At 42.9% G+C, this 26051-nt stretch carries 24 protein-coding genes and 1 other RNA gene; 10 read left to right on the top strand and 15 right to left on the bottom strand.

Annotation, left to right across the window (positions count from 1 at the left end):
- Window positions 1–7: 7 nt before the first annotated feature.
- On the top strand, window positions 8–907 hold the full coding sequence (gene rfbA / locus CYLST_RS28475; protein WP_015211200.1) for a glucose-1-phosphate thymidylyltransferase RfbA: 900 nt from the start codon (window positions 8–10) through the stop codon (window positions 905–907).
- A gap of 329 nt (window positions 908–1236) precedes the next feature.
- Complete coding sequence (locus tag CYLST_RS28470) at window positions 1237–1956, top strand: rhomboid family intramembrane serine protease (RefSeq protein WP_015211199.1); 720 nt, start codon at window positions 1237–1239, stop codon at window positions 1954–1956.
- On the opposite strand, the gene CYLST_RS34920 is transcribed toward CYLST_RS28470, so the two are convergent.
- Entirely contained in the window at window positions 1947–2165 is a 219-nt protein-coding gene (locus tag CYLST_RS34920; protein WP_157162650.1) for a hypothetical protein, read from the bottom strand. The two genes, CYLST_RS28470 and CYLST_RS34920, sit on opposite strands and share 10 nt — an antisense overlap.
- A 138-nt stretch (window positions 2166–2303) precedes the next feature.
- Between CYLST_RS34920 and CYLST_RS35610 the strand changes: the two genes are divergently transcribed.
- The 3 genes from CYLST_RS35610 to CYLST_RS28455 all read left to right on the top strand — a co-directional run bounded on the left by CYLST_RS35610 (window position 2304) and on the right by CYLST_RS28455 (window position 3802).
- Window positions 2304–2453, top strand: a complete 150-nt coding sequence (locus CYLST_RS35610) for a hypothetical protein (RefSeq protein WP_216595227.1) — start codon at window positions 2304–2306, stop codon at window positions 2451–2453.
- Window positions 2450–2710 (top strand): hypothetical protein, encoded by a 261-nt coding sequence (locus CYLST_RS35605; RefSeq protein ID WP_041233322.1) that lies wholly within the window; start codon window positions 2450–2452, stop codon window positions 2708–2710. Before CYLST_RS35610 ends, CYLST_RS35605 begins: the two co-directional genes overlap by 4 nt.
- A gap of 420 nt (window positions 2711–3130) precedes the next feature.
- Window positions 3131–3802, top strand: coding sequence for a rhomboid family intramembrane serine protease (locus CYLST_RS28455; RefSeq protein ID WP_015211198.1), 672 nt, complete (start codon window positions 3131–3133; stop codon window positions 3800–3802).
- A 47-nt stretch (window positions 3803–3849) separates the two neighbouring features.
- Here the strand turns inward: CYLST_RS28455 and CYLST_RS28450 are convergent, their stop codons facing one another.
- The 5 genes from CYLST_RS28450 to CYLST_RS28430 all read right to left on the bottom strand — a co-directional run bounded on the left by CYLST_RS28450 (window position 3850) and on the right by CYLST_RS28430 (window position 10777).
- Window positions 3850–6069 (bottom strand): GumC family protein, encoded by a 2220-nt coding sequence (locus tag CYLST_RS28450; RefSeq protein WP_015211197.1) that lies wholly within the window; start codon window positions 6067–6069, stop codon window positions 3850–3852.
- A 107-nt stretch (window positions 6070–6176) separates the two neighbouring features.
- The gene (locus tag CYLST_RS28445; RefSeq protein ID WP_015211196.1) at window positions 6177–7535 is read right to left on the bottom strand and encodes a polysaccharide biosynthesis/export family protein; all 1359 of its coding nucleotides are present in this window, start codon (window positions 7533–7535) and stop codon (window positions 6177–6179) included.
- Window positions 7536–7783: 248 nt separating this feature from the next.
- On the bottom strand, window positions 7784–8518 hold the full coding sequence (locus CYLST_RS28440) for a cyanoexosortase B system-associated protein (protein WP_041233321.1): 735 nt from the start codon (window positions 8516–8518) through the stop codon (window positions 7784–7786).
- Between the two features lie 140 nt (window positions 8519–8658).
- Entirely contained in the window at window positions 8659–9537 is an 879-nt protein-coding gene (crtB, locus tag CYLST_RS28435) for a cyanoexosortase B (RefSeq protein ID WP_015211194.1), read from the bottom strand.
- A gap of 82 nt (window positions 9538–9619) precedes the next feature.
- Window positions 9620–10777: a DegT/DnrJ/EryC1/StrS family aminotransferase gene (locus CYLST_RS28430; RefSeq protein ID WP_015211193.1), complete on the bottom strand. Its 1158-nt coding sequence runs from the start codon at window positions 10775–10777 to the stop codon at window positions 9620–9622.
- Window positions 10778–11452: 675 nt separating this feature from the next.
- Between CYLST_RS28430 and CYLST_RS28425 the strand changes: the two genes are divergently transcribed.
- Window positions 11453–13006: a GAF domain-containing sensor histidine kinase gene (locus CYLST_RS28425; RefSeq protein ID WP_015211192.1), complete on the top strand. Its 1554-nt coding sequence runs from the start codon at window positions 11453–11455 to the stop codon at window positions 13004–13006.
- Window positions 13007–13081: 75 nt separating this feature from the next.
- The gene (locus CYLST_RS28420; protein ID WP_041233982.1) at window positions 13082–14500 is read left to right on the top strand and encodes an IctB family putative bicarbonate transporter; all 1419 of its coding nucleotides are present in this window, start codon (window positions 13082–13084) and stop codon (window positions 14498–14500) included.
- A gap of 73 nt (window positions 14501–14573) precedes the next feature.
- On the opposite strand, the gene CYLST_RS28415 is transcribed toward CYLST_RS28420, so the two are convergent.
- Window positions 14574–14852, bottom strand: a complete 279-nt coding sequence (locus CYLST_RS28415; RefSeq protein WP_015211190.1) for a WGxxGxxG family protein — start codon at window positions 14850–14852, stop codon at window positions 14574–14576.
- A gap of 257 nt (window positions 14853–15109) precedes the next feature.
- On the opposite strand from CYLST_RS28415, the gene CYLST_RS28410 reads away from it, so the two are divergent.
- Both CYLST_RS28410 and CYLST_RS28405 read left to right on the top strand, forming a co-directional pair.
- Window positions 15110–16372 (top strand): ankyrin repeat domain-containing protein, encoded by a 1263-nt coding sequence (locus tag CYLST_RS28410; protein WP_015211189.1) that lies wholly within the window; start codon window positions 15110–15112, stop codon window positions 16370–16372.
- Between the two features lie 1000 nt (window positions 16373–17372).
- The gene (locus CYLST_RS28405) at window positions 17373–17903 is read left to right on the top strand and encodes a cobalamin biosynthesis protein (RefSeq protein ID WP_015211188.1); all 531 of its coding nucleotides are present in this window, start codon (window positions 17373–17375) and stop codon (window positions 17901–17903) included.
- A 7-nt stretch (window positions 17904–17910) separates the two neighbouring features.
- Here CYLST_RS28405 and CYLST_RS28400 read toward each other — a convergent pair whose 3' ends face one another.
- The 7 genes from CYLST_RS28400 to CYLST_RS28375 form a co-directional block, all read right to left on the bottom strand.
- Window positions 17911–18264, bottom strand: a complete 354-nt coding sequence (locus tag CYLST_RS28400; protein ID WP_015211187.1) for a phage holin family protein — start codon at window positions 18262–18264, stop codon at window positions 17911–17913.
- Window positions 18265–18385: 121 nt separating this feature from the next.
- Entirely contained in the window at window positions 18386–19285 is a 900-nt protein-coding gene (locus CYLST_RS28395) for a peptidoglycan-binding domain-containing protein (protein WP_015211186.1), read from the bottom strand.
- 155 nt (window positions 19286–19440) lie between these two features.
- Window positions 19441–20712, bottom strand: a complete 1272-nt coding sequence (locus CYLST_RS28390) for a M16 family metallopeptidase (RefSeq protein ID WP_015211185.1) — start codon at window positions 20710–20712, stop codon at window positions 19441–19443.
- A gap of 79 nt (window positions 20713–20791) precedes the next feature.
- Window positions 20792–22033 carry a M16 family metallopeptidase gene (locus CYLST_RS28385; RefSeq protein WP_015211184.1) on the bottom strand — a complete coding sequence of 414 codons (1242 nt, stop codon included), beginning with the start codon at window positions 22031–22033 and terminating at the stop codon, window positions 20792–20794.
- A 317-nt stretch (window positions 22034–22350) separates the two neighbouring features.
- A non-coding RNA gene (gene ssrS, locus CYLST_RS32840) (6S RNA) lies at window positions 22351–22534 on the bottom strand.
- A gap of 60 nt (window positions 22535–22594) precedes the next feature.
- Entirely contained in the window at window positions 22595–23773 is a 1179-nt protein-coding gene (locus CYLST_RS28380) for a 5-(carboxyamino)imidazole ribonucleotide synthase (protein WP_015211183.1), read from the bottom strand.
- Window positions 23770–24258, bottom strand: coding sequence for a pentapeptide repeat-containing protein (locus CYLST_RS28375; protein ID WP_015211182.1), 489 nt, complete (start codon window positions 24256–24258; stop codon window positions 23770–23772). The genes CYLST_RS28380 and CYLST_RS28375 overlap by 4 nt, the downstream gene beginning before the upstream one ends.
- Window positions 24259–24936: 678 nt before the next feature.
- Between CYLST_RS28375 and CYLST_RS28370 the strand changes: the two genes are divergently transcribed.
- Complete coding sequence (locus CYLST_RS28370) at window positions 24937–25260, top strand: slr1957 family protein (protein ID WP_015211181.1); 324 nt, start codon at window positions 24937–24939, stop codon at window positions 25258–25260.
- A gap of 64 nt (window positions 25261–25324) precedes the next feature.
- Here the strand turns inward: CYLST_RS28370 and CYLST_RS28365 are convergent, their stop codons facing one another.
- A complete protein-coding gene (locus CYLST_RS28365) occupies window positions 25325–25954 on the bottom strand; it encodes a YdcF family protein (protein ID WP_015211180.1) in 630 nt (209 codons plus the stop codon).
- Between the last annotated feature and the right edge of the window lie 97 nt (window positions 25955–26051).

The following is a 26051-nucleotide window of genomic DNA, read 5'->3' as shown; positions in this document are numbered from 1 at the left end:
ATTAACTATGAAGGGCATTATTTTAGCTGGTGGTTCTGGTACACGATTGTACCCGCTAACACAGGTAATTAGTAAACATTTGATGCCTGTCTATGATAAGCCCATGATTTACTATCCCCTGTCCACTCTGATGTTAGCTGGAATTCGTGATATTCTGATCATCTCCACACCCGCACACTTACCACTATTTCAGCAACTTTTGCAAGATGGTAGCCAATGGGGTCTTAAATTTAGCTATGTGGAACAACCAAAACCTGAAGGTATTGCACAGGTATTCATTTTGGCTAAAGAATTTATTGATCACAACCCAGTATGCCTAATTTTAGGTGATAACATTTTCTATGGGAATAGTTTAATTGAGGTAGTAACTCGTGCAGCTAAGTTGCGTGAGGGTGCATTAATCTTCGGTTATAGAGTAGCTGAACCTCAGCATTATGGAGTGATTGAATTTGATGCAACTGGGCAGGTAGTGTGTTTAGAAGAAAAGCCTGATATTCCCAAGTCTATGTATGCTGTGACTGGTATCTATTTCTACGATTCTCAGGTTTGTGAAATTGCTGCCCAGCTTAAACCTTCTATTCGCAATGAGTTAGAAATTACTGATGTAAATCTGGTTTATCTCCAACGAGGGCAACTCAAATCTGAGATTTTGGGTCGAGGCTACGCTTGGTTAGATACAGGTACTCACGATTACCTGCACCAAGCTTCTTGTTTTATTCAAACCTTAGAACAACGGCAGGGTTTTAAAATAGCTTGCGTTGAAGAAATTGCCTATCGTCAAGGATATATCGATGCCGAACAACTTGATCAACTTGCCAAACTACTAGATAAAAGTAGCTATGGGCGTTACCTGTTAGACATTATCCATAGTGATTACTATACTACTCATATTAAGCAAAGTAACTGAATTGTCGTATTTAAGGAAATGAATGATATAAAGGCATAAAAAAGCTAACTTTTAGCGTTTTGTAATTTTTCAATAACCACTGCAAGCATGAGCCAATTACTTTTGCTTATGTGAGACTAGCTGCTTCTAAATTTAAAATACAAAGCTTTTGCGAAGGTTGCTATTAACTACCACAATCGGGTATCCTAGGCAGAAAGTACGTTGGCAGAGTTACAAGATTTAGGCTGTACTAGCAAATTTCCCAGCAATATCCATCCACAGGGTAGAAGAAATTACTGGTAAAGTTCGGTATTTTGAGGCTAAGTTCTCAAAAACTAGGAAAAAAGCCAGTGGTTCCCATTAGTGACGACAATCCTACAAAAACTACGCCTTATGTTACCTTGGTGCTGATTGCAGCGAATATTCTCGCTTTTATTTATGAAGCCAGTCTTCCCCCCCAAGCATTAAATGGTTTTCTGCACCTGGCGGCTGTAGTTCCGCGAGAACTCACCTTAAGCTTTGCTGGTATTTCGGTAAATCAACCAGTCCCGGAATGGGCAACTTTAATTACTTCTCAATTTCTGCATGGTGGGTTATTGCACCTAGCTGGCAATATGTTGTTTCTCTGGATTTTTGGTAATAATGTTGAGGACAAATTAGGACATTTCAAATATTTGCTTTTTTATCTGTCTTGCGGTATTTTAGCATCTTTAACCCAGTGGTACTTTGCCCAAGGTTCTAATATTCCTTCTTTGGGGGCGAGTGGTGCGATCGCAGGTGTGATGGGTGCATACATTCTCCGCTTTCCCCAAGCGGAAATTCTCGGCGTTGTGCCTTTGGGTATTTTCTTTCCTACTTTCCGCGTACCTGCATATTTCTTTTTAGGATTTTGGTTTCTTCAGCAAGCTTTCTATGGAGTCGCCGGTTTAGAAGCACGTACTAACATTGGCATGGAAAGCGGCGGTATTGCTTACTGGGCCCATGCAGGGGGTTTCATCTTTGGGGCAATTCTCGGACCCCTGTTGGGTTTGTTTAGCGATAAATCCCAAGAAGAATCTTTTTACAAATAATTCCAATTTACAGACATTTTCAGGTAAATGAACGATAGAAGGTAGAGACGTTGCATGCAACGTCTCTGAATAAATGAAAACTGCTGTAACTTGCTGCTGGAGTCATTACCAGGAGTTTTTGTATCTGTGCGGTGATGCCAAATTAGCGATGGGCTACGCCCCACCGTAGGCGATCGCATTTCGTCATCTGAGAATGTTTGAAAAATCATAAAGTTTACTGAAAGACTTCTCTCCAAACCTCCGGAGTTGTTTATTACAATGTCGAAATTGTGGGTAAAACTCGACAGGTTTCACAGATTGATGATCCCCCCCAGCCCCCCTTAAAAAGGGGGGAGTATGAGGAATTTATGACGACGATTTGCACTCAATTAATAGAAATTGCTCAAAATCAAGGTAGTAAAAATATCGCCGCTAACTTTCCTTACTTTACAAAAATTTACTTGACAATCTGCCATCAAATTTACAACTCTATTACCAAAATCATTGGCAAAAGATGAATTTAGCGACTAGCAAACAGCAATCAATGGCTTTGCAGGTGTTAAATATTTTAGTCCAACAAGAGAAACTAATATCGGTAGAAATGATAGCGGAAATATTAGATGAAGATGAATATGAAATTAATGTAATTTTAGACAGATGGCGAGAATTTTTACATTTAGAATCAATAGCAGGAGAAATTCGTTGTTGTCTTTATCATGCTAGCTTTCGTAATTGGTTGAGGCAGCAACTTGAGTCTAAGCTGTTGAGCGTTTAATTTGTATAATTATGGCGGGCTGTCCGGCTCACCCCACAAGAGACTTATGTAATTGAAATATGCAAATTAGATGTGTTTTAGCTTAACTGAATATTCTCAGTGTAGAGACGTTGTATGGAATGTCTCTACATTTGCTTTGATGATTTAACAGTAGAAAATTGTAGGTTGGGATTATTGTGTGAGAACCCAACAAATTTATTGATAATGAATGTTGGTTTATGCCGACCGCTCCCGTAATACCAATTCCCCATCAGGTTGAAACACATGAGACCCCCAAACCCCCTGAACAAGGGGGGCTAAGATAAATTATATGTAACAAGCTGTCTTGTGAAATGGTATGAGGGATACGTGCCTCAACCCAACCTACCTAAATAGGGGATTGAGTTATATTACAATTAATGATTATTAGGAAAAACACCTGTGTTTCCCCTTTACGACGAAAATCCGACGCGAAGCACACCGTATTTTACTTACGGTTTGATTGGGATGAATATTTTAGTTTTTCTTCACGAAGTGAGGTTGTCAGATAAGCCATTAGAGCAGTTTTTCCAGATGTATGCGGTAATACCTCAAGAGTTAAGCACTAACTTTGCTGGGGAGTGGACAACGCTAATTACATCGCAATTTTTACATGGCGGTTGGTGGCATCTGATATCAAATATGGTGTTCCTCTGGGTCTTTGGCAACAATATTGAAGACCGCTTAGGTCATTTCAAATATCTGATTTTTTATTTAATTTGTGGTGCTTCAGCCGCTTTGTGTCAGTGGTTTATTGGAATGAATTCTGCGATTCCTTCTCTGGGGGCTAGTGGTGCAATTGCTGGGGTTTTGGGTGCCTATATTCTTTGGTTTCCCCAAGCTAGCGTTGTGACTTTGGTTTTTTTAGGATTTTTCATCACCACAATCAGGGTTTCGGCATGGATAATCATTGGGCTTTTCTTTATCCAGAATCTCATATCCGGTTTTGCCACTCTCCAAGCCGCAGCTAACATGAGTGTGGAATCAGGGGGAGTTGCTTACTGGGCACATATCGGGGGCTTTGTTTTTGGGATTATTTTCGCGCCCTTCTTTAGGTTGTTTAACCGCGATTAAGGGTAATGGGGAAAAGCCTAAAATCTAAAATTGATCATCCCGTTTCCTTATTTTTTGCTAGCACCTGCTGCAACTTCTTCTGGTTTTTCGACAATTTCCGGTTCTGGATTTGGTGAAGGGGGGACAATTTCCAGTTCTATTTCCCTGGAAGATGCGAGTGGTGGTTCGACTGGTTGCGGTAGAGAAACGATGATATCCGCACCGTTAATGATAGCTCCTAACAGCCCTAATTCAGATTCCACTAATTGATCAATTGCTTCATTTAGCATATTTTCTTGTGTATAGTTTGGTCGCGCCACCAGTACTATGCCATCGCTGTAGGGTTGAATTAATAAGGGGTCGTTGGAATAACTGAGGGGGTTAGTGTCTAGAATTACTAAATCGTAACGCTGACGGGCATCTTCTATGAGCCGTCGCATTTCGCTAGATTCGAGAATAGCCGCAGATTGACGCACAGGCCCAGGGCTGGGAAGAATGTATAAATTTTCAACTTCAGGAACTAAGCGGATACATTCGCTCAAACTGGAATAATAGCGCAGGGGTTCAATAGTGGCGTCAGGATCAGGAGTAACGTTCAGGGATGATGCGCCAGAAGGCGATCGCAAATCTGTTTCAATAATCAAGGTTCTCTTGCCAGCACGGGCAGAAGCTATGCCCAAATTATAAACACTCGCGGTCTTACCCTCTTGACTGCTGACGCTAGTAATCAACAGTACCTTCAAGTTTTTGCCACCAATGCGCCGCAAATTACTACGGAACTTTTCATAAAACTCTAAATAAGGAGAATCTGGCGAAAGTACGACTGGTATTGCTCCGGCTGGCAAATCATCAACTGGCATTAAAGGCAATTCTCCCAGCAATAGTACTTCCCGTTGCTTGAGCCTGTCGCGGATATCTTCCTTGGTGTTGAGAATCCCTTCCATTGACCCCAACAAAAATATAACTCCACCACCAATCACAGCGCCCAAAAACCCACCGACAGCCAAAGTAACAGCTACACTCTTTCGTTTGACAACATCAGCGGTGACTATTGGTGGTCTGGCAATGCTGAGACTAGTTACAGTTTCAGCCTCTGCGGTTTTAGCATCAGTTAGCTTGGCCTGCATTTGGTCATATACGGCTTTTTTGAGTCCAACTACTTGTTCTAAGCGCGATCGCTCCAATTGCTTATTCGGTATCAGAGAATACTCTTTCCTTAATTGTTCCGCTTGTTTGATTTCCTGGGTTAGCTGTTGTTGTAGCGTCTCGCGTTGGGTTTGCAAAGACACCATTTGGTTTGCTAGTCCCTGCCTTGTAGGATCGAGACTGCTTTGGGTGCGAATACCCGTCACATTACCCCGAATGGGAGCAGCCGTACCACCACCGCCTAAAACTTCACTGGCACGTTGTTGCAGCAGTTCCTCAGCAGCTGCTTTCTGACGCTGTAACTGAATCATTGTCGGGTGTTCAGGACGCAAATCTTTTCTGAGAAGGGCGATTTGTGATTCAGCTTGATAAATTTGCGATCGCAAGTTGGCAATAATTGGATCGGCACTCAAAGCCGAAGAAACATAAGCCTGTCCAACTGTTAACCCCAACTTATTTTCTAAACTGCGAATTTGGGCATCAATCCCAGAAATAGTAAATTGAATTTGCCGTTGTAGATTTTGGCTAGTAGTAATTCCATTTAGCAAACTGCCATTTTCTGATGCCAGTATTGCTGTTCGCTCTATGCGATCATATTGTTCTAGCTTCTTCTCGGCCGCTTGCAACTCCTGCTTCGCCTGCGGTAAGCGATCGTTAATTTTGTCAATAATTGCTCTTAATCGCCCAGTATTAATCTCACCGCTCAATTTCACCATTGCTTTCATCAGTTCCAGCAATGTCTCCTCGGCTCGCTTTTCCTCACTATCTTGATATTTCAGACCAATGATTGTTGTTTCTAATTCCCCAGTCCTAGTTTTTTTCGGTAAAGTAATAGCTACACTTGAACCAATTTTCTTTGGTTCAACCTTAACTTCTGCTGCCACTGCTTTAATCAACTCATCTGATAGCAAAATTTGATCGTTCAGATCCTGCCCCTGCTGTTGGATTGCAGTACCAGTTGCAGAGAAAGAAACTGGTGGGCGAATATAAGTAAGTGCCGCGCTTGCTACGTAGTTAACAGGTGGTTCTGGTTGTATAGCCACCACCGTTGACCCCGCTACAACTAAAGTGAAGCTGGTTAATCCAATCCACTTGTACTTTTCAAAAGCAATCAGATAGCGCTTAACAATTGGTGGGGTCATAGCATTTTATTAGTCATTAGTCATTAGTCCTTAGTCATTAGTCATTAGTCATTAATCCAAAACTATTTATTCTGCCTTCTACCTTCTACCTTCTGCCTTTTACCTTTTTACTTAGATTGACCACCGAAGGTTTCAAAGAAATTGAGAAAAGACTGAACATTGAAGAAAGGTTGGGTAACAGTATTCAATAAATTAGTGATTTTGCCGATGAGATTTCGACCAACAACAATAACATCATTATCTTGAAGTGCCACATTTTGAGTCGCGTCACCAGCAAGGGCCCTTTTAGCATCAAGTCTTTGGGTAACAGCTTTACCTCTTTCAGGATCAAAACGAACTAGGGTAATATCCCGGAGGCTAGCAGTGTTGAGATTGATTCCTCCCAAAGCATCTATAAATGTACTACCATTAGGCAGCGCTTGAGTGACAATACCTCCCGCAGCATAGTTTAAAACCCGGACTTTAATCTGCGGTACAGCCAAAGTTGAACGCGCTACCAAATTGCGGTCATAACCTTCTTCAGTACCAACTTCACGGCGGGGGACAATTATTGCATCCCCATCTTGCAGGCGCAAACTAGGCAGTGAACCGCCATTTTGTAAAGCTGCATATAAGTCAATATTTTGTAAAATTATGGAACCATCAATCAACTTTCGACGTACTTGTACTTGCCGCAGGTCTGCTGTTAAAGTTGAACCCCCGGCTAACGGCAAAGTATCCGCAATGCGGGGTATTAACGAAGTAACCGGATAAATTCCTGGACGAAATACTTCCCCAGTAATGGTAACTTGAACTGGTCGCGTTCCTGCCAGTGATACTACCACAATAGGATTTAGCATAATGCGACTTAAAGCCAAGCGAATTTTTTCTTCGGACTCTTCCAAGCTCAAACCTTGTAAAGATATTGTTCCCACTTGCGGCACTACAATGTTACCTTCTGGACTAATTGCCGTTTGAAAACTCAAGTCTGGACGCTGCCCTGACAGTGATAAAACTATTATTGGATTAATTAGATAACGATTTAAGCCAAAGCGAATTTTTTCTTGGGCTTCTGGCAAGGTGAACCCTTGTAAGGGCAAAGTTCCCAGTAGGGGCACCACAAGATTGCCTTCTGGATTAATTTGAGATTGAAAGCTTAAATCTGGAAAGCGCTGAACCGAAACACTAATCGTATCTCCAATTCCTAAGCGGTAGGCACCAGGAGGTCGCTGAACTGCAACATTAATTACATCTCCTGCTCCTAAGAAGTAGCGGCTGAATTGGGATGAAATTTCCTCATTTTCATCCGGATTTAAAACATCAGCACTTGGCGGAGGCGAGGGGGGTTGCTCAATTGATTTTCCTGGAGATGGTGAAGGTTGAGCCACAACAGAGGGAAAAGATGTTGTTAAGAAAACACCTACTTGAAGACTGACACAACACAGGGCGCTGAATGCACGCATATGAGCACTGGGAAATATAAACATCGGTGCAGGAAAGATTCGGTCAGAATTGATTGCACCAAAACGGTATTCTACTCCGAAAATACTCTAAATAGCTGGTTCCTCTGCCAGGAGTTACCGAGAAAAAAAATCAAGAATCACAGTTTAAGGCGGTAATTTTACTGTTTATAACTTATAACTCCATATTTTAACCTTATTACTTACTACTTGACCTTTAACTGACTTCTAGCTCTGAGGGATTATTTGCGATCACCATCTCTGCATAAACCCGCCTATGTATTATTTGACAACGGCCCCGCCATCAATGCAGCTTGCACTGTCTCACCAAGAGACTGAGCTAAAGACCAAGATTTCTCCACCTGTCCCAAAGGCTCCATTAAGATCAGAATGCTCACACCCACCCAAGGAATCCGTTTCTTACCCAACTGTGCCAATTGATCTGCCAAAAACCAATGAAAAGGTGAGGGATTACCACCATTTGGCATCGCGTACCATTGCAACACAGCGAAGGTGTCCTGTTGTGTGGAAGCGCGAAAGAACCTAGCTTTGACATTGATTTCGGCTTTGGAATCTGACTTGGCTGGCTGTTTAACAGTAAACTCAGCGGAGCGATATTGAGCAACGTTCCATTTACCCCAATGAGACCTACCCCAACCGCTAATGTCTGTCCATTCCACTTCTGGTTGATCTCTAGGGCCGTTTTGTGGGTGCAAAAGCAGTACAGCTTGGATTGGCGAGTTTTCTTTCTTGATTAACTGCCAAGACCAATGGCCTTCGCCAATTTGTTGTTCTGCTTGTTCAAGAGTTTGCCAACCTCTAAGACTTAATCCCACCTTGCGGATCTGTTTCAATTCCTTGAGGCTAGTGACAGGTGGTGGCTCCTTCCATTGCCAGTCTCCTGTTAGGTAACTAGGAATGCCTCCCATCGCCAATAGTAGTAGTAATAACAAAAGCGCCGCTACCTGAGACAATTGCTGTTGCTTGACAAATTTGGATAAGCCAATCATGAGTAACATTTCTTACAAGATAAAATATTTTACTAAATAAAATGACAGTGTAGGGGACTGGGTACTGGGAAAATATTGCAGAAGTCTCCTGCTAATACCAATTACCCAATACCCAATTGCGTTTAAATTTCCCCTACTGGCTAAGTTTCTGAATCTACAGAGAAATAGCTATTCATCCAATTCAGCAAAGGCACTAATGAAAACAGCATACAAGCGGAGTAAAGATCACCGCCCCAACCATCATGCAGCCAAATAAAAGCAGCTTTTTGAGATGTACCGTGAAAGTATGTAAGTAATGTGTTGCGAATTATATTGGCGCTAATGCTAATTACAAAAGCAATAGATAAAAACCAAATAGTTATGCGGCGAGAAGACAAAGCACTTGTCCAATAAAGCAGCATTAAACAAACGTAGAAAGTAGTAAATAACATTTTCAGTCCAGCACAATATGGGGCAACTTCGACAATTTTTCCACCCACATATAGATTTATGCCATCGATAGTTACTTCCATGCCAAACTGATTCAGAATGAAACCTGCTGTACCAGCGATAAAGCTTTGCAGAGGAAAGGTGTAGGGAGCTATCAGGTAAGGTAATGCCGTTGGGGTTGCTAGAAATATTAGCAGCAAGGAGAAACCTTGCAATCGAAAGCCGGGTATTCCCTTGAGCCACAAACATAATCCTGCCAGTATAGTGGGCAAGGAAAGGTTAACCCATTCTGTGACACCACTAAGATAAAAAACTCCCCCGACTAATAACAAGAAAGCACCTAAAGGGTGGGTCATATCTGGCAACCGTCGCCACTGTTTCCGGTTGATCCAGCCCAGATAAGTGGCAAATGGTAGACCAATTATTCCGTGGCTGAAATATTCGTGTTCTGTACTAATATTTTTGTGCAGCCAACCATCGAACCAGTGCAGCAATATAGGCGCGTAAAGCAGCAGCAAAACACCTAAAATAGCTAAGCTTAATAACCATTGCAACCTATTGGTGTTGTTAACCTGTTGTGAAAGTGCCATAATTTTAAGCAATTAAAAATTTTAAGAATGTCAGTTAGCAGTGAAAAAACAGATGATTACTAGCTAGAAACTGGGCGACAAATTAAATGCACAACAACTTTTGGTGTTCGCTGCTGAAGGTTGAGGCAATTGCCGCTACAACTTCTTTAACTTGGCTACTGGTTAAACCAGGGTACATGGGTAAGGATAATATTTGTTTTGCCAGCTTTTCTGCCTGGGGAAAGTCACCTTGCTGATAGCCTAAGTTGGTAAATGCTGGCTGTAGATGACAGGGAATCGGGTAGTGAATGCCAGTTTGGATGCCTGCTGCTGTTAGTTGTGCTTGAATTTGCTGGCGTTCTAGGGCACAGGAATCATCAACTTTGACGACATAAAGATGATAAATATGTCCTGTGCTGCTTTGGTTGTGCAGAGGAATAATGCCAGTAGACAAGAAGGGTGCTAGTTGAAGATCATACTGCTGGGCAATAATTAGGCGATCGCGATTCCACTGTGACAGATATGGTAGTTTCTGGTGCAACACCGCTGCTTGTAAGGTATCTAAGCGGCTATTAGTACCCGATTCAATATGAACATACTTTTGGGATGCACCGTAATTCCGCAAGCGCAGCATTTTCTGAGCTACATCTGGATCTGCTGTGACTACCATTCCCCCATCACCAAATGCCCCTAAATTCTTGCTGGGATAAAAACTAAACGCTGCTGCTATCCCCACTGAACCAGCGATATATCCATCTCTTTGAGCTAGATGTGCTTGGGCTGCATCTTCAAAAATTAGTAGTTTGTAAGTATCGGCAAAGTCTAGCAAATCGCGTGGCGATACCATCTGACCATAAAGATGCACGGGGATAATCGCTTTGGTTTGAGGCGTAATTGCCTTTGCTGCCGCTTCTAAGTCAATTAAAGCTGTTTGCGGATCGCAATCTACAAAAACCGGCTTTGCCCCCGCATGCAGTACACCAATTAAGGTGGCGACAAAGGTATTTACTGGTAAAAGCACCTCATCACCAGCACCAATATGACACGCTTGCAATCCAAGGGCGATCGCATCGGTTCCTGATGCTACCCCAACTCCATATTTTGTACCAGACGCTGCCGCAAACGCTGCCTCAAAATTTGACAGTGCTTGCCCTAAAATAAAATCTCCCTGTTCCAATACCAATTGGATTGCCTGTTGCAGTTGCGTTTGTATCGGTTCGTGTTGCAACTTAAGGTCTACAAAAGGAACTCTAATAGTCATTTTATTCGTTTACTTAGGTGGACTCAAAAACTATCTATTTAAATACCGCTTTTTCAAAGCTAATACATTTTATACTTCAAGGTAGTCTCTGGTCTCATCAAGGTTATGAAAACTTGGTAAAGTTTCTATGATATTTGGATTTATCTACTGTCAGGGAAATTTCCAGGTTTTGATACCGCGCAGATAGCGCTAATTAAATAATTAAAAATTAAAAATTAAACAAGAATTAAATTCTTAACCCAATACAGTTTATTTAGTTATTTTTATCCCTTAAAGTCTCTATAAAACTCCTGGTTCAGTACAGATATTTTTGGCATTTTTGCAGAGGGGTTAGGGGGAAACAAGTCCGAACTACAATCTATTGACCAGGATAAAAATTCTTTTTATTGCATTCTTGGGATTATTTTACCCAGGCTGAAACCAGAACTAACATTGTCCAGCAACAAAAACTAAAATAATAAATGTTAGTGTCAGTATTAATTATAACTTTCAGCATCAGTAGCTAGAAAATTCTAGAGACGCAACTACCTCCTAAAGCAAGGGGCTAAAAAGATTTTTTTCCAAACTTGTTTATCAGAGGTGAAATTGGGGAATGCTTAAAAATAGCAAATAATAACCCAATAACACCGGTTATATAAATTACAGTATCGAGCAATTATCAAGGTAGCAGTGGCAATGTTAGAGCCTGAAAATAAATTATCTGCCCTCAAAGATGGTTGGGCTTCCTTGGAAACAAAAGAACAACAACGCCTTAAAGCATTGTCAGAATTAGGTTTGCGGCAATTAGAAACGATTCCGGTATTTGAAGAAGCCACTCAAACAGCTGCTCGCTTTTTAGAAGTACCAGTTTCCATTTTGGGCTTTATTGATCAAGAACGCCACTGGTTCAAATCTGCTTTTGGCTTATCTACCTTAGGACTAATGAATCCTCTGGCCCAAAGCCGTCAACTATCACGCCGAGAGTCATTTTGCACCCAAGTGGTTGAGAGTTTTCAGGTGTTATACATTAATGATACAGAAAAAAATACAAATCCCGTAATTACCGAAAGCCAGTTGGTGCAAAATTATGGCATCCGCTCTTACTTAGGAGCGCCATTGATTGATGCTGCGGGAAATTGTTTAGGTGCATTGGCGGTGATGGATTTGGTGCCGCGCAATTTCACACCAAGAGATATTGAATTTTTACAAATCATCGCTCGTTGGAGTATGAGTGAATTTGAGCGCAACCAATTGCTGCAAGGAAAACTAGAAAAAACCATTTCCAACAGCGCTCCTAGTTTGTTACTCAAAGAAGAACGAGTCCGTGATCACCGAACCACCCCACCTACTTCAGAAAAAGGCTCTGTTTCTACCAAACAACTAAAATTGGAACTTTTGGGGCAGCTAACTCAAGAACTGCGTACGCCGTTAACGTCTGTACTTGGTATGGCTAGTGTTCTAGGACGTGAAATTTATGGACCTTTGACGACTAAGCAGAGAGAATATCTGGAGATTATCCAACACAGTGGGCGGTATTTACTTTCTTTGGTCAATGAAATTACCGAATTGGGAGCAATGGATGAAAGCGCAAATGTACTGAACGTAGCTCCTGTAGATATTGAAATGCTGTGTCAACAAGCCATCAATACCTTAGAAGAAGTAGCTAATCGCCGTGAGCAAGATATTCGCCTGTCTGTGGAACCAGGACGTAGTCGCATTTGGCCTTTGGATAAAGAAAAGGTGCGGCAAATTTTGTATCACCTGGTTTTTAGCGTGATTCAACTTTCTGCAACAGGTAGCGTTGTTCGCATTCATGTCTCTTACAAAGAAGATACGCTCAGCATTACTGTGTGGGTTTCCCATCCCTGGCTGGGAGACGGTATTACCGAGGTCGATCCCTACTTTCGCCTCAATCCCTCGCCGCATTTTGACTTGACAAGTGAGGCAGCAACGTACAAGATACAGGCAGAAAATCAGGAGCAAGCAGAGAGTTTACCAATGGCGCTAGACAAGTCACAATACTTGATTGGCACTCACCCAAGTATCTCTGCTGCTAGTTCAACTATAGATTTAGCTAAACGGTCTGGAAGTCTGTCTCGCGAAAGCTTGGGTCTGTTACTTAGCTGTCAGCTGGCAGAATTGCACGGCGGACACATATATATTCAAGGCGCACTAGAATCAGGATATCGCTATGTGCTTTCTTTGCCCTTGCAACTGGCGACTCCCTCGCCAGCAATTAGCGATGTCTGACCCTTTTTAGAGCTACCCGCATTAAGATAAAGTCCAAGTGCTGTGCGGTCGTGCTCATTGGTTAAAATGTTTTTTATGAATTTAGTCTGGCAAAGATTTACTTTATCGTCTTTACCGCTCAAAGAATATCTGGCTACCAGTTACTTGCGTCGTTCTTTAGTCGGAATTCTGCGTTCTTGGCGGCAAACCAGTGTCTTGATACAGTGGGGAGATGCAATAGCGGCTGCTTTACTCAGCTTGGTGTATGCTCTTGCACCTTTTGCTTCTAGTACCTTGGTGGGGTTATTGCTGGTAGCTTGTGTGGGATTTTGGCTGCTGTTAACTTTGTCCGATGATGCAACGCTAGTCAATGCCTCATCAGTCACTCCCATTCACCTGTTGGTATTACTCTATTGGGGAATTGCCGCAGTTGCCACAGCTTTATCACCAGTCAAAAGGGCAGCATTGAGCGATTTGGTAACGTTGACGCTGTATTTGCTGCTGTTTGCCCTTTGTGCTAGGGTGCTGAGGTCGCCCCGCCTACGGTCTTGGATCATCACCCTTTACTTACATGTATCACTAATTGTTAGCATATATGGCATGCGACAATGGTTTTTTGGAGCTACAGCGCTAGCAACTTGGGTTGATCCTGAATCTCCTCTGTCTAAGACGACAAGGGTTTACAGTTATTTGGGCAATCCCAACTTATTGGCGGGATACCTCTTACCAGCCGTGGTTTTCAGCTTAGTGGCGATTTTTGCCTGGCAAAGCTGGGTAAGAAAAGCCTTAGCATTAACAATGTTGATTGTCAATACTGCCTGTCTAATTCTGACTTTTAGTCGTGGCGGCTGGATTGGTTTAGTGGTGGCAGTTTTGACTGTGATAGCATTGCTAGTTTATTGGTGGCGCCTTTCCATGCCTGCATTTTGGCGTACTTGGTCACTGCCAATTATTATGGGAGGTTTGATTGGGGTATTGGTGCTGGCGGCGCTATTTGTAGGAAATGTGAATACCCGGGTTTTAAGCATTTTTGCCAATCGCAACGATAGCAGTAATAATTTTCGCCTGAATGTCTGGGATGCTGTGTTTGAGATGATTCGCGATCGCCCGATTATCGGCATTGGCCCCGGTCACAATGCTTTTAATCTCGTTTACCCCCTCTACCAACGCCCTCGTTTTACTGCTTTGAGTGCTTATTCAATTTTTCTAGAGGTGGCTGTAGAAACTGGTTTAGTTGGTTTAGCTTGTTTCCTCTGGTTAATAACCGTCACCTTTAATGCGGCATTTTTGCAAGTGCAGCGATTGCGCCAATCGAGAAATGTAGAGGGTTTTTGGTTAATTGGAGCGATCGCTACTTTATTGGGTATGCTGGCTCACGGTACCGTAGATACAATCTGGTTTCGTCCCGAAGTCAATACCCTATGGTGGCTAATGGTGGCCTTAATCGCCAGCTATTGGCAGCCTGTTCTTAATCACCAGACATCAGAAATAAATTCACCAGAACCAAGCCCATGATAAAGCTAGTCAGTCGTCAGCAGCAAAACAACTGACAACTGGCAACTGACTAATTTTAAATCTAAAGAATTTCCTAGTCTCTGTAGCTGGTGGCCCCAGGAGCATTGGGGTCACGATAACGGGTAGGTTCGTCATCACGCTTTCTACCTGCTAAACCAGCTAGACCTAATAGACCAATTAGTCCCAACCAACCCCAATCAAAATCGTTACGCTCATAAACGGTTGTCCTCGGTGCAGCGTCAGTTCTCGGCTGGGTATTAACCTGGGCTTGTGTGGGTAGAGTAAAAGGCAAAATTGCCATACTCAAAGTGAGAACGCCAGCGCCAACGGTTTTAGTGAGATTACGTTTCATCGTCAAGGTGCCTCATCTCTTCCAAAGCTACTGCCCACTGTATCGAGTTTTAAAAGGAACAAAATCAATCTGTAGCTATAAACTAGACGTTTTCTAAACTCACGCTAAGGGTATACAAGGTATTTTCTCACCGTGAAGATATTTGGTGGTGGCAGGTTGTCAATATTTTTCCCTTACCCTCTTGCAAAAGTGGATAAACAATCTCAGACTAAATTGTGAGGCTAGACGATCAAACCCGCCTGTGCGGAATCTCACCCATGACTGAAAACAATGATACTTTGCTGCTGAATGCCGCTAAAAGTGGTGATATCAAGCGGCTGCATCTACTACTGGCTGATGGTGCTAAGGTGGATCTGTGCGATCGCTATGGCACCACAGCGTTAATGTTTGCTGCCAATTTAGGCTATACAGAAATTGTGCGATCGCTACTGGAATCTGGGGCAAATATCAACTTACCCAGAAAAACCTATGGTTTGACGGCTTTGATGTTGGCAGCTAGTGCTAATCAGCTTGATATCGTGCAGCTTTTACTATCTTTTGGCGCAGATGTGAATGCTATTAATGAAGACGGCAGCACAGCTTTAATGGCAGCAGCACTCAAAGGTCATCTTGATATGGTGCGAGTCTTATTGGCTGCTGGTGCCAAGGTAGATATCACAGATAAAGATGATGATACAGCTTTGAAACTGGCAATTAAGCACGGATACACAGCAGTTGTCCAAACCATCCTCGAAAATGGTGTTGATGTCAATCGCCAAGACCAAGAAGATGAAACGCCCTTAATGATAGCTGTAGACTTGGGATATCTTGAGGTTGTGCAAGCATTGCTGGCGGCTGGGGCTAATGTCGGAACTGCCTTGTTAGCAGCCGCAGCAGCCGGACATAGTGCGATCGTTACGGCTTTACTAGATGCCGGCGCCGAGATTAATCTCCAAGACAAAGACGGTGAAACAGCCCTACATCTTGCTGTGTTAGAAGGCTACATTGATGTAGTGCAAGTATTACTTCAAAGGGGTGCAGATGTGCAAATTAAAAACCATCTGGGTGATACACCTTTGCTTGTCGCAGCGTTTCAGGGGCACAGCGAGATTGTTGAAGCACTGCTGCGTTCTGGGGGAGATAATTATCGGCAAAACCTCGGTGACGTTCCTTTAATCATGGCAGTAGACCAAGGACACACCCAAACAGTAAAAGTATTGCTAGACTACGGTGCTAACCCCAACACCCTAGGAGATGATAGTAAAACTGCTTTAGTCAAAGCAACGGTAGGCAATCACCCAGAAATGATCCGATTGCTGCTGGCAAAGGGAGCAAATGTGAATTTTCAAGACTTAGCCGGGGCAACAGCACTAATGTGGGCTGTCTCAGGGGGGTTTAGTAAAGCGGTACAGGTATTACTCCAAGCCGGGGCTGATGTGAATTTGAAAAATAGAGGCGGTTATACTGCTTTAATGATTGCCGAATTTAATGGCTTTAGAAATATAGCCCAGAGTCTGCGGCAATTTGGGGCCCAGGATTAGCTGTAAGTTGGGCATTGGTTATTGTCAAACAATTTTGGATTTTAGATTTTAGATTTTAGATTGACCCCAGCAATCAAGTCAGGGGCAAGTCATTTAATTTTAGATTTTGGATTTTTTAGATCCCTCTAAATGTCTCTTAAAAAGGGGACTTTGAGTTCGTTCCCCCCCCCCTTTTCAAGGGTGGTTAACTAAGTGCCTAAAATTACAGCCAACTACTTTTAAAACATCCTCTTAGAAATAGCCTAATCCCTTTACAGGGAAGTGGTAACGGGAAGGATAAACAATCCTTTTTTCATAATTTAGTAAAGCTGGCATGGCTTCCTCACAATTGCTATAGCCTTTCCCAAGCTAATGAGGTACATCAAAATTTTGTAGATCAAGATTTTCGCTTTTTACAGCAGTTTTCATCTATTTGAACCACATCTGTCGTAGGGGCACAGCACTGCTGTTCCCCTACCGTGTGGTCTATTTACCTGAAAATCGCACTCAAGCTGTAAAGTGTACTTCACTTGATAGGGAAACGCTATAAGTCACAATTCTTTAATTAGGAATGTCATAACCTTGTATGCCTTCTAACACATAGCCGTTTGCACCATTACCTAAGAGATAAAAAATATAAAATAAGCAAATATAGACATGAAATTTTTAGCCATATTTAGTTAGCAAAACTCCGCCGTAACTGTTATTATCTTGCTACGACGGAGATAGGAAAAATCGAAAATACCAAGACGAACAGCTTGCGCCACAAGGGTAGAAATAAAGTAAAAATGAAGAAGCAAATTTACCCTTTACTTTTTACCTTGTATCCCCCTTGGCATTTCCTACTGTGCTAGATGTCCAAAATATATCGTTTTTCATTTCTAGGAAAAGTATTGTAATTAGCAATTTTAATGTATCATAGAAAACTTCAACCAAAATAACTCATCCCATAGGTTGAATTTGTGAACTTTTCAGGTATCCGGAAGAATCCTAAATAAAAATTCTAAATAAAAATCCTTTTGTGAATGAGCAAATTCTACAATTACCGTTAGAACCACGGCTTTTATGGGTGGGAATTGGTTGTCAAAGAGGAACTTCACGGCAGTTAATTGAAAAGGCTATTGAGCAAGTCTTTGAAGAATATCAGCTTGTGCATAGTGCGATGGCGAAACGCCCGCTGGAAGCGATCGCAGGTATTGCCACTATCGACTCTAAAGCCTCAGAAGCTGGTTTAGTGGAACTTTGCCACTTATACAATTTACCTTTAAAAACCTTTTCGGCAGAAATACTCAGCGCTGTCTGGGTTCCTAACCCTGCCAAAATCATTGAAAAAACAGTCGGAACCCCCAGCGTTGCCGAGGCAGCCGCTATTCTTGCCGCTTCTCGACTAATCCCCCTAGAGTCATCTTTTGTAGGAAAAACAATAGAGGGATTAGAGTTAATATTGGTTCCTAAACAAATTTTTCGCTTACCAGGACAAGCAGGGGTAGTGACGATAGCTGTTGCCCAAAGCACAAATCAAGTTGCATGTAACATCTCTACATCACTCTGACAGACTACTATTCAACCACCCTGAGAAAATAGTTAATGATGCTAGAAACAATCGATAGCACAATTGAACCCAAAAAAGCAGGCAAAAAGCCCTTAATCTCAAACCCAGAACCAGGAGTCAGTCCACTAGCCAGCCAAAGAGTTAAGGCGTTGATCACCAATGTAAATAAACCAAAGGTGATTAAGGTAATTGGAAACGACAAAATCCGCAAAATGGGACGAATAAACGCATTCACCAAACCGATGACTATTGCCGCAACAAGGGCCGCCTGGAAAGTCGTGAGAATGAATCCCGGAACAATTTGAGCGGTGATCAACAATGCTACCGCAGTACCGAGCCAAGTTAATAAAAAGTGTTTCATACGCTTTAGAGAAATTACATAGGAAGTTTAAATTATTCCACTATACAGGTGGTGTAGCACGAAAAAAATCGGCTACAGCGCCATCAACTAGCCTTATTTGTGAACAAATATTTGTATCAGCCTAACGCTGAGTTGGCGATGGGCTACGCCCCGCTGTTCGCGATCGCTGCAAAAGAGCCTGCCAAGTAGAACCACCAACTACGCCGTCAGCTTCTAATCCATAGCGTGCTTGGGCAGCTTTCACTGCGGCATCGGTTGTCGCACCAAAGTCTCCATCTACACCACCTTTGAGAAAACCCAGCTTTTGCAGTTGTGCTTGTAACTGGACAACTTCAGAACCACGCATCCCTAAACGCAAAATCGGCAATCCATCTGAGGTATATTGAACACCGGGAGTTTGCCCAGTCCGAGGAGTTGGCTGAGTGCGTACTGTTGTCTGAGTGCGTACCGTTGGCTGAGTGCGTACCGTTGGCTGAGTGCGTACCGTTGGCTGAGTGCGTACCGTTGTCTGATTCCTGGGAATTGTCGTCTGTTTTGGGTTAGCTGGTCTTGGTTCAGAGGAAGGCTTAACCTTGGGGACATTACTTGACATGGTGCTAACAGGAAAACCTGTTGCCGAGTTAGGTTTTGTAGTTGATGTAACTATCAGTTCGCTGGGGAAAAGTCTTTGCCAAGTGATACCATCAACAACGCCATCTGGAATTAAGCCCGCTGCTTGCTTGAACTGGGAAACAGCATTGGCTGTAGTCTCGTTATAAATACCATTTACTGTACCTGGATAAAAGCCCAACAGTTTCAGAGCTGCTTGGAGTTCAGATACACGTTCTCCTTGACTACCAACTGTCAGGGTAGGGCGGTTAATGCTACCTGCGGCTGTTACCTGGGCAATTTGTTGCGGTGCTGCCATCGATACTTTAGCAGCGTAGCCAATGAGCAGAGGTGTTGCACAGAACAGGAGTAACCAATCAAACTGATTTGCGCTCAAGTCTTTCAAGATACTTGCTTTCAGGCTACCTTTCATAGAAATACTCGGTAAGTGGGAAACGAGCGTGTCTTTAGACCTGGGTTACTGACAGAATTAGAGGAGGAATCTTCTGATGCTAATATTACCAGCTAGTGCGATAACGTGGAGCACTCGCCGTGTTGTGAATTTCTATAGATAGATATAGCCAGAGATTACTGGTAACTATTAATTGCTTCCTCTTGACCAACTAAAGACAAATATGGCTCCTGTAAATATCGGCTAGCTGCTGTCATAGCATCCGATACACTTACACTGGCAATAAGTTCTTGAAACTTGCTATCAAATTCTATTCCTAAACCCAAAGTTTCATACCAGCCATATATCTGAGCAATTTGCCCGTTAGTTTGTTTACCCAAGGCATACTGTCCCAGGATTTTGTTCTTAGCTGCTTCAAAGGCGCTTGCTGATACCTCTGTAGTACACAATAGTTCGACTTCTTGCCGCAGTCCTTGAAGCGCAATGCTGGTATTTTCGGGCGCTGTACCCATGTAAACCACAAATGAGGCAGGAAATAGCCTAGTTGAGTAAATTGCGGATACTTCATAAGCCAAGCCCCGCTTTTCTCGTAATTCGACAAACAAGCGACTAGAAAGCCCATTACCCAAATAGGTAGAGAGTAACTTCAGGGGGGCGTAGTCAGGAGAATTCACTGCTGGTCCCATATAACCCAGCATAATAATTGATTGCTGTGTATTTATGGGCTTGAGGCACTGTTGCGGTTGTACAAGAATGGAGGGTAAATCTAGGATTGGCAGTGGTTGTGCGGGGGCTTGCCAATCACCAAAAACTTTTGTTACTAGTGCCAGTGCTTCTGGGGGTGTGATTCGTCCAGCAATACTAATTACCACATTATCCGGCCGGAAATGAGTTTGGTGATATTGCACTAAGTCTGCACGAGTTAAGCGGCTAATGGTTGTTTCATTTCCCAATACCGACATGGCATAGGGATGATTTTGGTACATTACCTGCCGCATTTGCTCAAAGGCAATATTAAAGGGTTGCTCTTTTTGGGAGCGAATATCTTGTAGTGCTAGCCGCCGTTCTAGTTCGACTTGGGCTTCGGGAAATGTTGGCGATCGCAAAAGCAGCCCCGCCAATGCTAGAATTTCGACAAAATCAGCAGTTACTGTCTTTAAAGACAGCAAAAAATAATCAGTGCCAGTATCTGCACTCAAACTCGCCCCCACAGACTCGACTTTTTCGGCAATTTCCCAGCTAGATAGTCCATCACAGCCCTTGGTCATCACTGCTGACAGCAAATGCGCCAACCCCGCCTGCTCCCGGTTTTCGTGACAACTACCGGCACGAACAAAAACCCGCGCTGCTACGATATCCGCAGCCGGATTTTCTGCCACCAGTAAGACAATGCCGTTGTCCAATACGGTGCGATTTATTGGAGATAAAGAATTAACTACAGTTTGCATTATTAATTTAGAGTTCAAGGTTAAAGGTTCAAAAGTCCTTAGCTAATGACCTGTTTGACTAATGACTAATGACTAATGACTAACTTGGTTTCAGTATGGTAACAGCGTAATTTTGCGGTGAAAGATACTGTTTAGCTAATTTTTGCAGTTCTTGGGGATTAAAAGACAGAATTTCCTGGGGATAGGTTAAGGCTAATTCCGCTTTGGCGATCGTATTATAGTAACCATAAAGCCCAGTGAGTTGATGTGGTGTTTCCGTAGAAAAGGCAAACTCATTACACAGCACCCTACGGCTGCGGGCAAGTTCTGGCTCGCTAATACTTGTAGTTTGCAAATCTTGCAAATGAGCGCAAATCAAAGACTCAACTCGCTCCAAATATTCAGGCTCCAACCAGGCAGTAATTGTCAATAAACTCGATTCCTGTTGCAAGGAAAAATTACTACAAATTCCCTGAACTAGTTGCTTCTCTTCCCGCAAATCGCTCACTAAGCGCGAAGTCCGGCCTTCTGCTAGTAACACCGACAGTAATTCTAAACCATAGGATGTGCGGAGTTCTTGTACACCTGGCGCTGTCCACGCCATCATTAACCGCGCTTGCTCTAGCCGAGGTAAAGTCAACTCGTGGCGGCGAACTCTTGAGATTACTGGCTCTTGCTCCTTCTTAAACTGTGGACAATCAGAGCGAGTAGCAAAATCCGCAAATATGCGATTTACCAAATCCCAAGCTGGCTGTTGGGCAATTCCCCCGACAATCACTACTGTCATGTTTTCCGGTTGGTAGTGGGCGCGGTGAAAGCAGCGCATAGCTTCTGGTGACTGCTGCATTAGTTCTTCTTCAGTACCCAGCACACAGCGTCCGTAAGGGTGGCGGTGATAGACGCTCTTGAGGAGAGATTGGAATCCTATCCAGTCAGGATCGTCATAGCAAGCACGGATTTCCTCTAGCACCACGTCTCGCTCGCGGATAAATTCATCTTCAGGAATTGCCGCATTGAGCAACATATCCCCCAATTGGGGCAGAGTATCTACTAAGTAAGGAGCTGCTGTCGTGAGGGAGTAATGGGCATAATCATGGCTTGTAGCGGCATTACTCACACCACCACTATTTTCTATATTATGATCGAATACCCCTGGGGGTAAGGTTGCTGTACCTTTAAAAATCATGTGTTCTAAAAAGTGGGCCATACCAAACCACGGTTCTGGCTCCAGGGTAGCTCCAGCACGCACCCAAATATCCGCCACAACTACAGGGGTAGTGGGAATTTCTTGATGAATAAACGTTAAACCGTTGTCTAGTTGGACAACCGAGGATGGAAACACGGTATTAGTTAGTTGTTGTGACAATTTTTTGTAGTTTTAACCACAATTTAACGCAATCTTGCCATTCTAACTCTCCATTTTACTTCAATTAGAGTCAATCTATACAGATTTTGTCTTCGTGGGCGGGGATCACTAACTGTGCATCCATTTTTGGATTGGGAATTTTAGGTTGAGGTTATTTGATAAATTTATGACTATAGCTAGAATGCTTATTCCACCTATTTTCCAGTTTTTGATGGCTGATATTTCCTCTAACTTCTGCTGAGTTTAATATTAAAGCTCCCAAGTTTTTGTTAACTTTGGGAGCTAAAAATTTTGAGTTCACCGCGACGCCGTCTTGCCGAAGTTTATGACCTGGTTAAACCAGGTGGGAACTGATGTATCTCGTTTAAAGTTTCCGGGTACATGCCCGGTATACTGCCACGAGAAATTTTTGGCTCCCTTGTCATTAAAGGCATAGATCAAAAAACTTGTAGGCAGTCACCAACGTCGTAGTGCAACTAACTCATTATAGCTTTCAAAAATAGGATGTGTGTTTAATATGGAAAATTTCTGGGAAATTTAACCTGGATACCAGATAGATTCTATGGTTTGGGAGATGGCTGCACCGACGCCGTTGGCATACGCATTCGCTGTATCCTGGTTTTGCTGCTCTAACAAAACGGTTACGTGTCCCAGCTTACGTCCAGGACGAGATTCTGTCTTAGAGTACCAGTGGACATGAGCGTGGGGAATTTCTGCTAGTTGTTGGCGTTGACTGTGGTAGTCGCTGTGAGAATTTTCATACCCCAGGAGGTTTACCATCACGGCACCAGCGCACTGCAAAGCGGGATTACCTAAAGGTAAACCAGATACGGCTCTCAGGTGTTGCTCAAACTGGGAAGTTTCACAGGCGTCAAGGGAAAAATGCCCAGAATTGTGGGTGCGGGGAGCAATTTCATTTACCAGCACTTTGCCATCGGCGGTGAGAAATAGCTCAATGCCAAAAACTCCCACAACTTGGAGGTTATTTAATAAAGTATGCGCGATCGCTTCAATTGCATCTGCTAGATCGGGTGTAATATCCGCTGGTGCAATCACCCGCCGACACACCTGTTGTTCTTGCTGGGTTTCGACAACGGGATAAATCACAACTTCCCCAGTTACAGAACGCGCAGCAATTACCGCCAGTTCTCTTTCAAAGGGAACAAATTCTTCTAATAAAAACAGTTGTTGACTTAGCTTTTGGTTTATGGTATTCAAATCGAGCTTTGACTGCAAATTAGCTAAATCATGAATTATGAAAGTCCCCTGACCATCGTAACCGTGGCGTCGGGATTTTAAGACGACTGGAAAACCTAGATGTTCTATTTTAGATTTGATATCTTCCTGTTGGTCAAGGGCGAAAAAATTGGGAACAGGCAATCCCAAATCCCGTAAATAGCAGCGCTGGTGGTATTTATCTAGCAGGGGAGCTAAAGCTGTCAATCTAGGTCGAAAGCAAACCCCTTGATCTTCTAGAACTGATAAAGCATCTAAATTAACAAACTCATTTTCAAAGGTGATGACATCGCATTTTGTGGCTAAAACATTGGTGGCGTCGGCGTCATCAACTGCCGCGAAAACTGTTTCCTGAGCAACGGACACAGCTGGATCGTTTTTACTAGGAGTTTGTACTACTAATTCTAATCCTAGCTTCTTCGCTGCATCTCCCATCATCCAGGCAAGTTGCCCGCCACCAATTACACCAACAAGTTTCATCGACATCCCAGAGAATCACGAGTTTGCACGCCAGTTTGAGAATTTACGCCGCTGGCTTTTTCACAGAGTTCTTTGACTTGCGCCCTATCCAAGATGGCATCGGTGAAATCTGCACCTTCGATGTTGACATCAGTAAAGATGGCGCGGAGTAAAAGGGCTTCTATGAAAACGGCATCACTTAAGTCTGCCCTAGTCAAGTTTACCTGATCAACCATTGCATTAGTTAAATCCGCCCCGTGGAGATTCGCCTTTGTCATTACAGAAGCACTTAAAACGGCTCCCCGCAAGTCAGCGCCTGTAAAGTTGGTTAGTTCCAGATTGGCGTTAGAAAACTCAGCAGCTTGCAAGCTTTGACCCGAAAAGTCTTGTCTTCCTAACTCAGCATTGCTAAATGATAGCGGATGAGTCCAGTCTGCCAGTGCGGGAGCAGCCAGGCACCAGACAATAATCCCTAAAAATAATGCCAACCCTTGCCGCCAAGACATATGCTGTAGCCAATTTGGTGTTTAATGCCTTTTAGCTTACCGCATTCTGTTGGTGTGAATGGGCCAAAGTGATGGTTAGTTTCTGCCTTGGCTTAATATTTCTTAATCAAAAACCTGATATTGCCCTGAAGAGAAATCTTCAGAAAAATTTTAGTAACTTTTTTTCTAAAAGCTGATATGAAGATGGGTTAGTGTTAGCTTTTAGAAATATGGCAATATTTAGACACAGTATAAATGGGGCTATCAACCTTTTAACTAGAAATAGACATCTTTGACTAGCTATTACGGTGATCAGGTTGGTTAAAATTTGATTATGATTTATTTAAAGGATATTGAGCAGGCGATCGCTCATTTCGTAGTTTACATTTCTTGACTTGAAAATTTTATTCTGAGGTTATATGTATTCAGCACTCTAGCATTTAGCAAACAATAACTTACATATTTACAATTCTTTATCTGGCTATTTTCAAGTAAAGTTTATTGTCGTTTCAGGCAAACATCTACTATCGACTGTTAGTCTGTTAATTAAGGTAAGCCCTGTTGAAGCATGATTTATATATATGATGTCTCACATGCTTAACAAAGGTTAATCATTGTCAATTTAGCCTGAATGTTATAGCTGTCAACTACTTATATTAACCAACTACACAAAATCAACAACTGGAATTAGTACCCCCGATGATGAATCATTACTCTCTACAATGGATCGAAGAATGGTGTCAAGAAAACGGCTGGACAGAGTTATTTGTCGAGCGGAGTAACAATTACTGGGCTTTTCCTCCAGGAGGAGTAATGCCCGAACCAATTCCAGTTCATGTTCTGAGATTGATTAAAGCGGAAAACGGATTAACTACCGAAGAAAGATTGTGGTCGATGTCAGCAGTCGCTATCACAGTACTGTCTGTGGTTTCTACATTTTTGCTCAAGTGTCCCATGCCGTTAGTTTTGGCTTTCGCCGTTAACGCGGTGACTGTGGCGCAACTTGAACTAGAAGATGCCTAAATTATTAGTTGGGAATCTATGTAAAACTGCTCTTGTCTACACCTTCAGCAAGAGCAGTTTTTTATCAATGCCCGATTGTCAGGTCTAGTATTCTAGACACATAGAATGGGCGAGTCAGACTAGATTTATAGCTGGCTCCAGTACGACCTGTAAAAACCCATAGCAGGGAGCGACCACTATCCCGAAGAATGCGAAGAATGGATTCTTTGGGGTAAGAGGAGGGAACTGATACAGGGGTAAATGTGATACCTTGGCTGCCCAGAACAATAGTGGCTATTGCTTTAGCTCTAGGCATATGGAAATTAGAAGTAATCAGGTAGACGTGCTGAATCCGGCGTTGCTGGAAATCAGGGACAAGGGTTGTAAAGTTGGTAACAGTGTCAACGGCGCGATAATCGAGGCGGAAGCGATCGCTTGAGATATTTGCGGCTTGAAAAATGTCACGGACTACGGTTGGTACTGAGCCACTGGAAACCCAAATGCCTAGGCAGGGATATTTTTTGGCAAATTCGGCAGTAAATTCTTCTCGATCGCTCCCACCCCCAAGAGTAAGAATGGCTTGAGGTTGTGGCGCTTGGTAGGAGGCGATCGCTAGTCTAATGGGAATGACTAGTACCAGAATGAGGATAAAGCCAGCCAGGGCAAAAATCCAATACCGTCTAAAATAATAAAATTGTTTCGCCAACAGATTCACTGATTTGTCAATGCTTTATTGATCAGTCTATCCAGCAAAAATTCATATATCAGGTGATGAAATGCTAAAAAAATCTGGCGATTTTCAAGTATAGAAC

This window comes from Cylindrospermum stagnale PCC 7417, from assembly GCF_000317535.1.
GTDB lineage: Bacteria > Cyanobacteriota > Cyanobacteriia > Cyanobacteriales > Nostocaceae > Cylindrospermum > Cylindrospermum stagnale.
Note: the sequence above shows the minus strand (reverse complement) of the source record. Positions and strands in the feature narration are given on the sequence as shown.

What these genes read in the sequence shown, in the direction of transcription:
- rfbA (WP_015211200.1), top strand. Translation starts at nt 8, where the DNA reads ATGAAGGGCATTATTTTAGCTGGTGGTTCTGGTACACGATTGTACCCG.
- CYLST_RS34920 (WP_157162650.1), bottom strand. Translation starts at nt 2,165, where the DNA reads ATGATTTTTCAAACATTCTCAGATGACGAAATGCGATCGCCTACGGTG.
- CYLST_RS35610 (WP_216595227.1), top strand. Translation starts at nt 2,304, where the DNA reads ATGACGACGATTTGCACTCAATTAATAGAAATTGCTCAAAATCAAGGT.
- CYLST_RS35605 (WP_041233322.1), top strand. Translation starts at nt 2,450, where the DNA reads ATGAATTTAGCGACTAGCAAACAGCAATCAATGGCTTTGCAGGTGTTA.
- CYLST_RS28450 (WP_015211197.1), bottom strand. Translation starts at nt 6,069, where the DNA reads ATGACCCCACCAATTGTTAAGCGCTATCTGATTGCTTTTGAAAAGTAC.
- CYLST_RS28445 (WP_015211196.1), bottom strand. Translation starts at nt 7,535, where the DNA reads ATGTTTATATTTCCCAGTGCTCATATGCGTGCATTCAGCGCCCTGTGT.
- CYLST_RS28440 (WP_041233321.1), bottom strand. Translation starts at nt 8,518, where the DNA reads ATGATTGGCTTATCCAAATTTGTCAAGCAACAGCAATTGTCTCAGGTA.
- crtB (WP_015211194.1), bottom strand. Translation starts at nt 9,537, where the DNA reads ATGGCACTTTCACAACAGGTTAACAACACCAATAGGTTGCAATGGTTA.
- CYLST_RS28430 (WP_015211193.1), bottom strand. Translation starts at nt 10,777, where the DNA reads ATGACTATTAGAGTTCCTTTTGTAGACCTTAAGTTGCAACACGAACCG.
- CYLST_RS28425 (WP_015211192.1), top strand. Translation starts at nt 11,453, where the DNA reads ATGTTAGAGCCTGAAAATAAATTATCTGCCCTCAAAGATGGTTGGGCT.
- CYLST_RS28420 (WP_041233982.1), top strand. Translation starts at nt 13,082, where the DNA reads ATGAATTTAGTCTGGCAAAGATTTACTTTATCGTCTTTACCGCTCAAA.
- CYLST_RS28415 (WP_015211190.1), bottom strand. Translation starts at nt 14,852, where the DNA reads ATGAAACGTAATCTCACTAAAACCGTTGGCGCTGGCGTTCTCACTTTG.
- CYLST_RS28410 (WP_015211189.1), top strand. Translation starts at nt 15,110, where the DNA reads ATGACTGAAAACAATGATACTTTGCTGCTGAATGCCGCTAAAAGTGGT.
- CYLST_RS28400 (WP_015211187.1), bottom strand. Translation starts at nt 18,264, where the DNA reads ATGAAACACTTTTTATTAACTTGGCTCGGTACTGCGGTAGCATTGTTG.
- CYLST_RS28395 (WP_015211186.1), bottom strand. Translation starts at nt 19,285, where the DNA reads ATGAAAGGTAGCCTGAAAGCAAGTATCTTGAAAGACTTGAGCGCAAAT.
- CYLST_RS28390 (WP_015211185.1), bottom strand. Translation starts at nt 20,712, where the DNA reads ATGCAAACTGTAGTTAATTCTTTATCTCCAATAAATCGCACCGTATTG.
- CYLST_RS28380 (WP_015211183.1), bottom strand. Translation starts at nt 23,773, where the DNA reads ATGAAACTTGTTGGTGTAATTGGTGGCGGGCAACTTGCCTGGATGATG.
- CYLST_RS28375 (WP_015211182.1), bottom strand. Translation starts at nt 24,258, where the DNA reads ATGTCTTGGCGGCAAGGGTTGGCATTATTTTTAGGGATTATTGTCTGG.
- CYLST_RS28370 (WP_015211181.1), top strand. Translation starts at nt 24,937, where the DNA reads ATGATGAATCATTACTCTCTACAATGGATCGAAGAATGGTGTCAAGAA.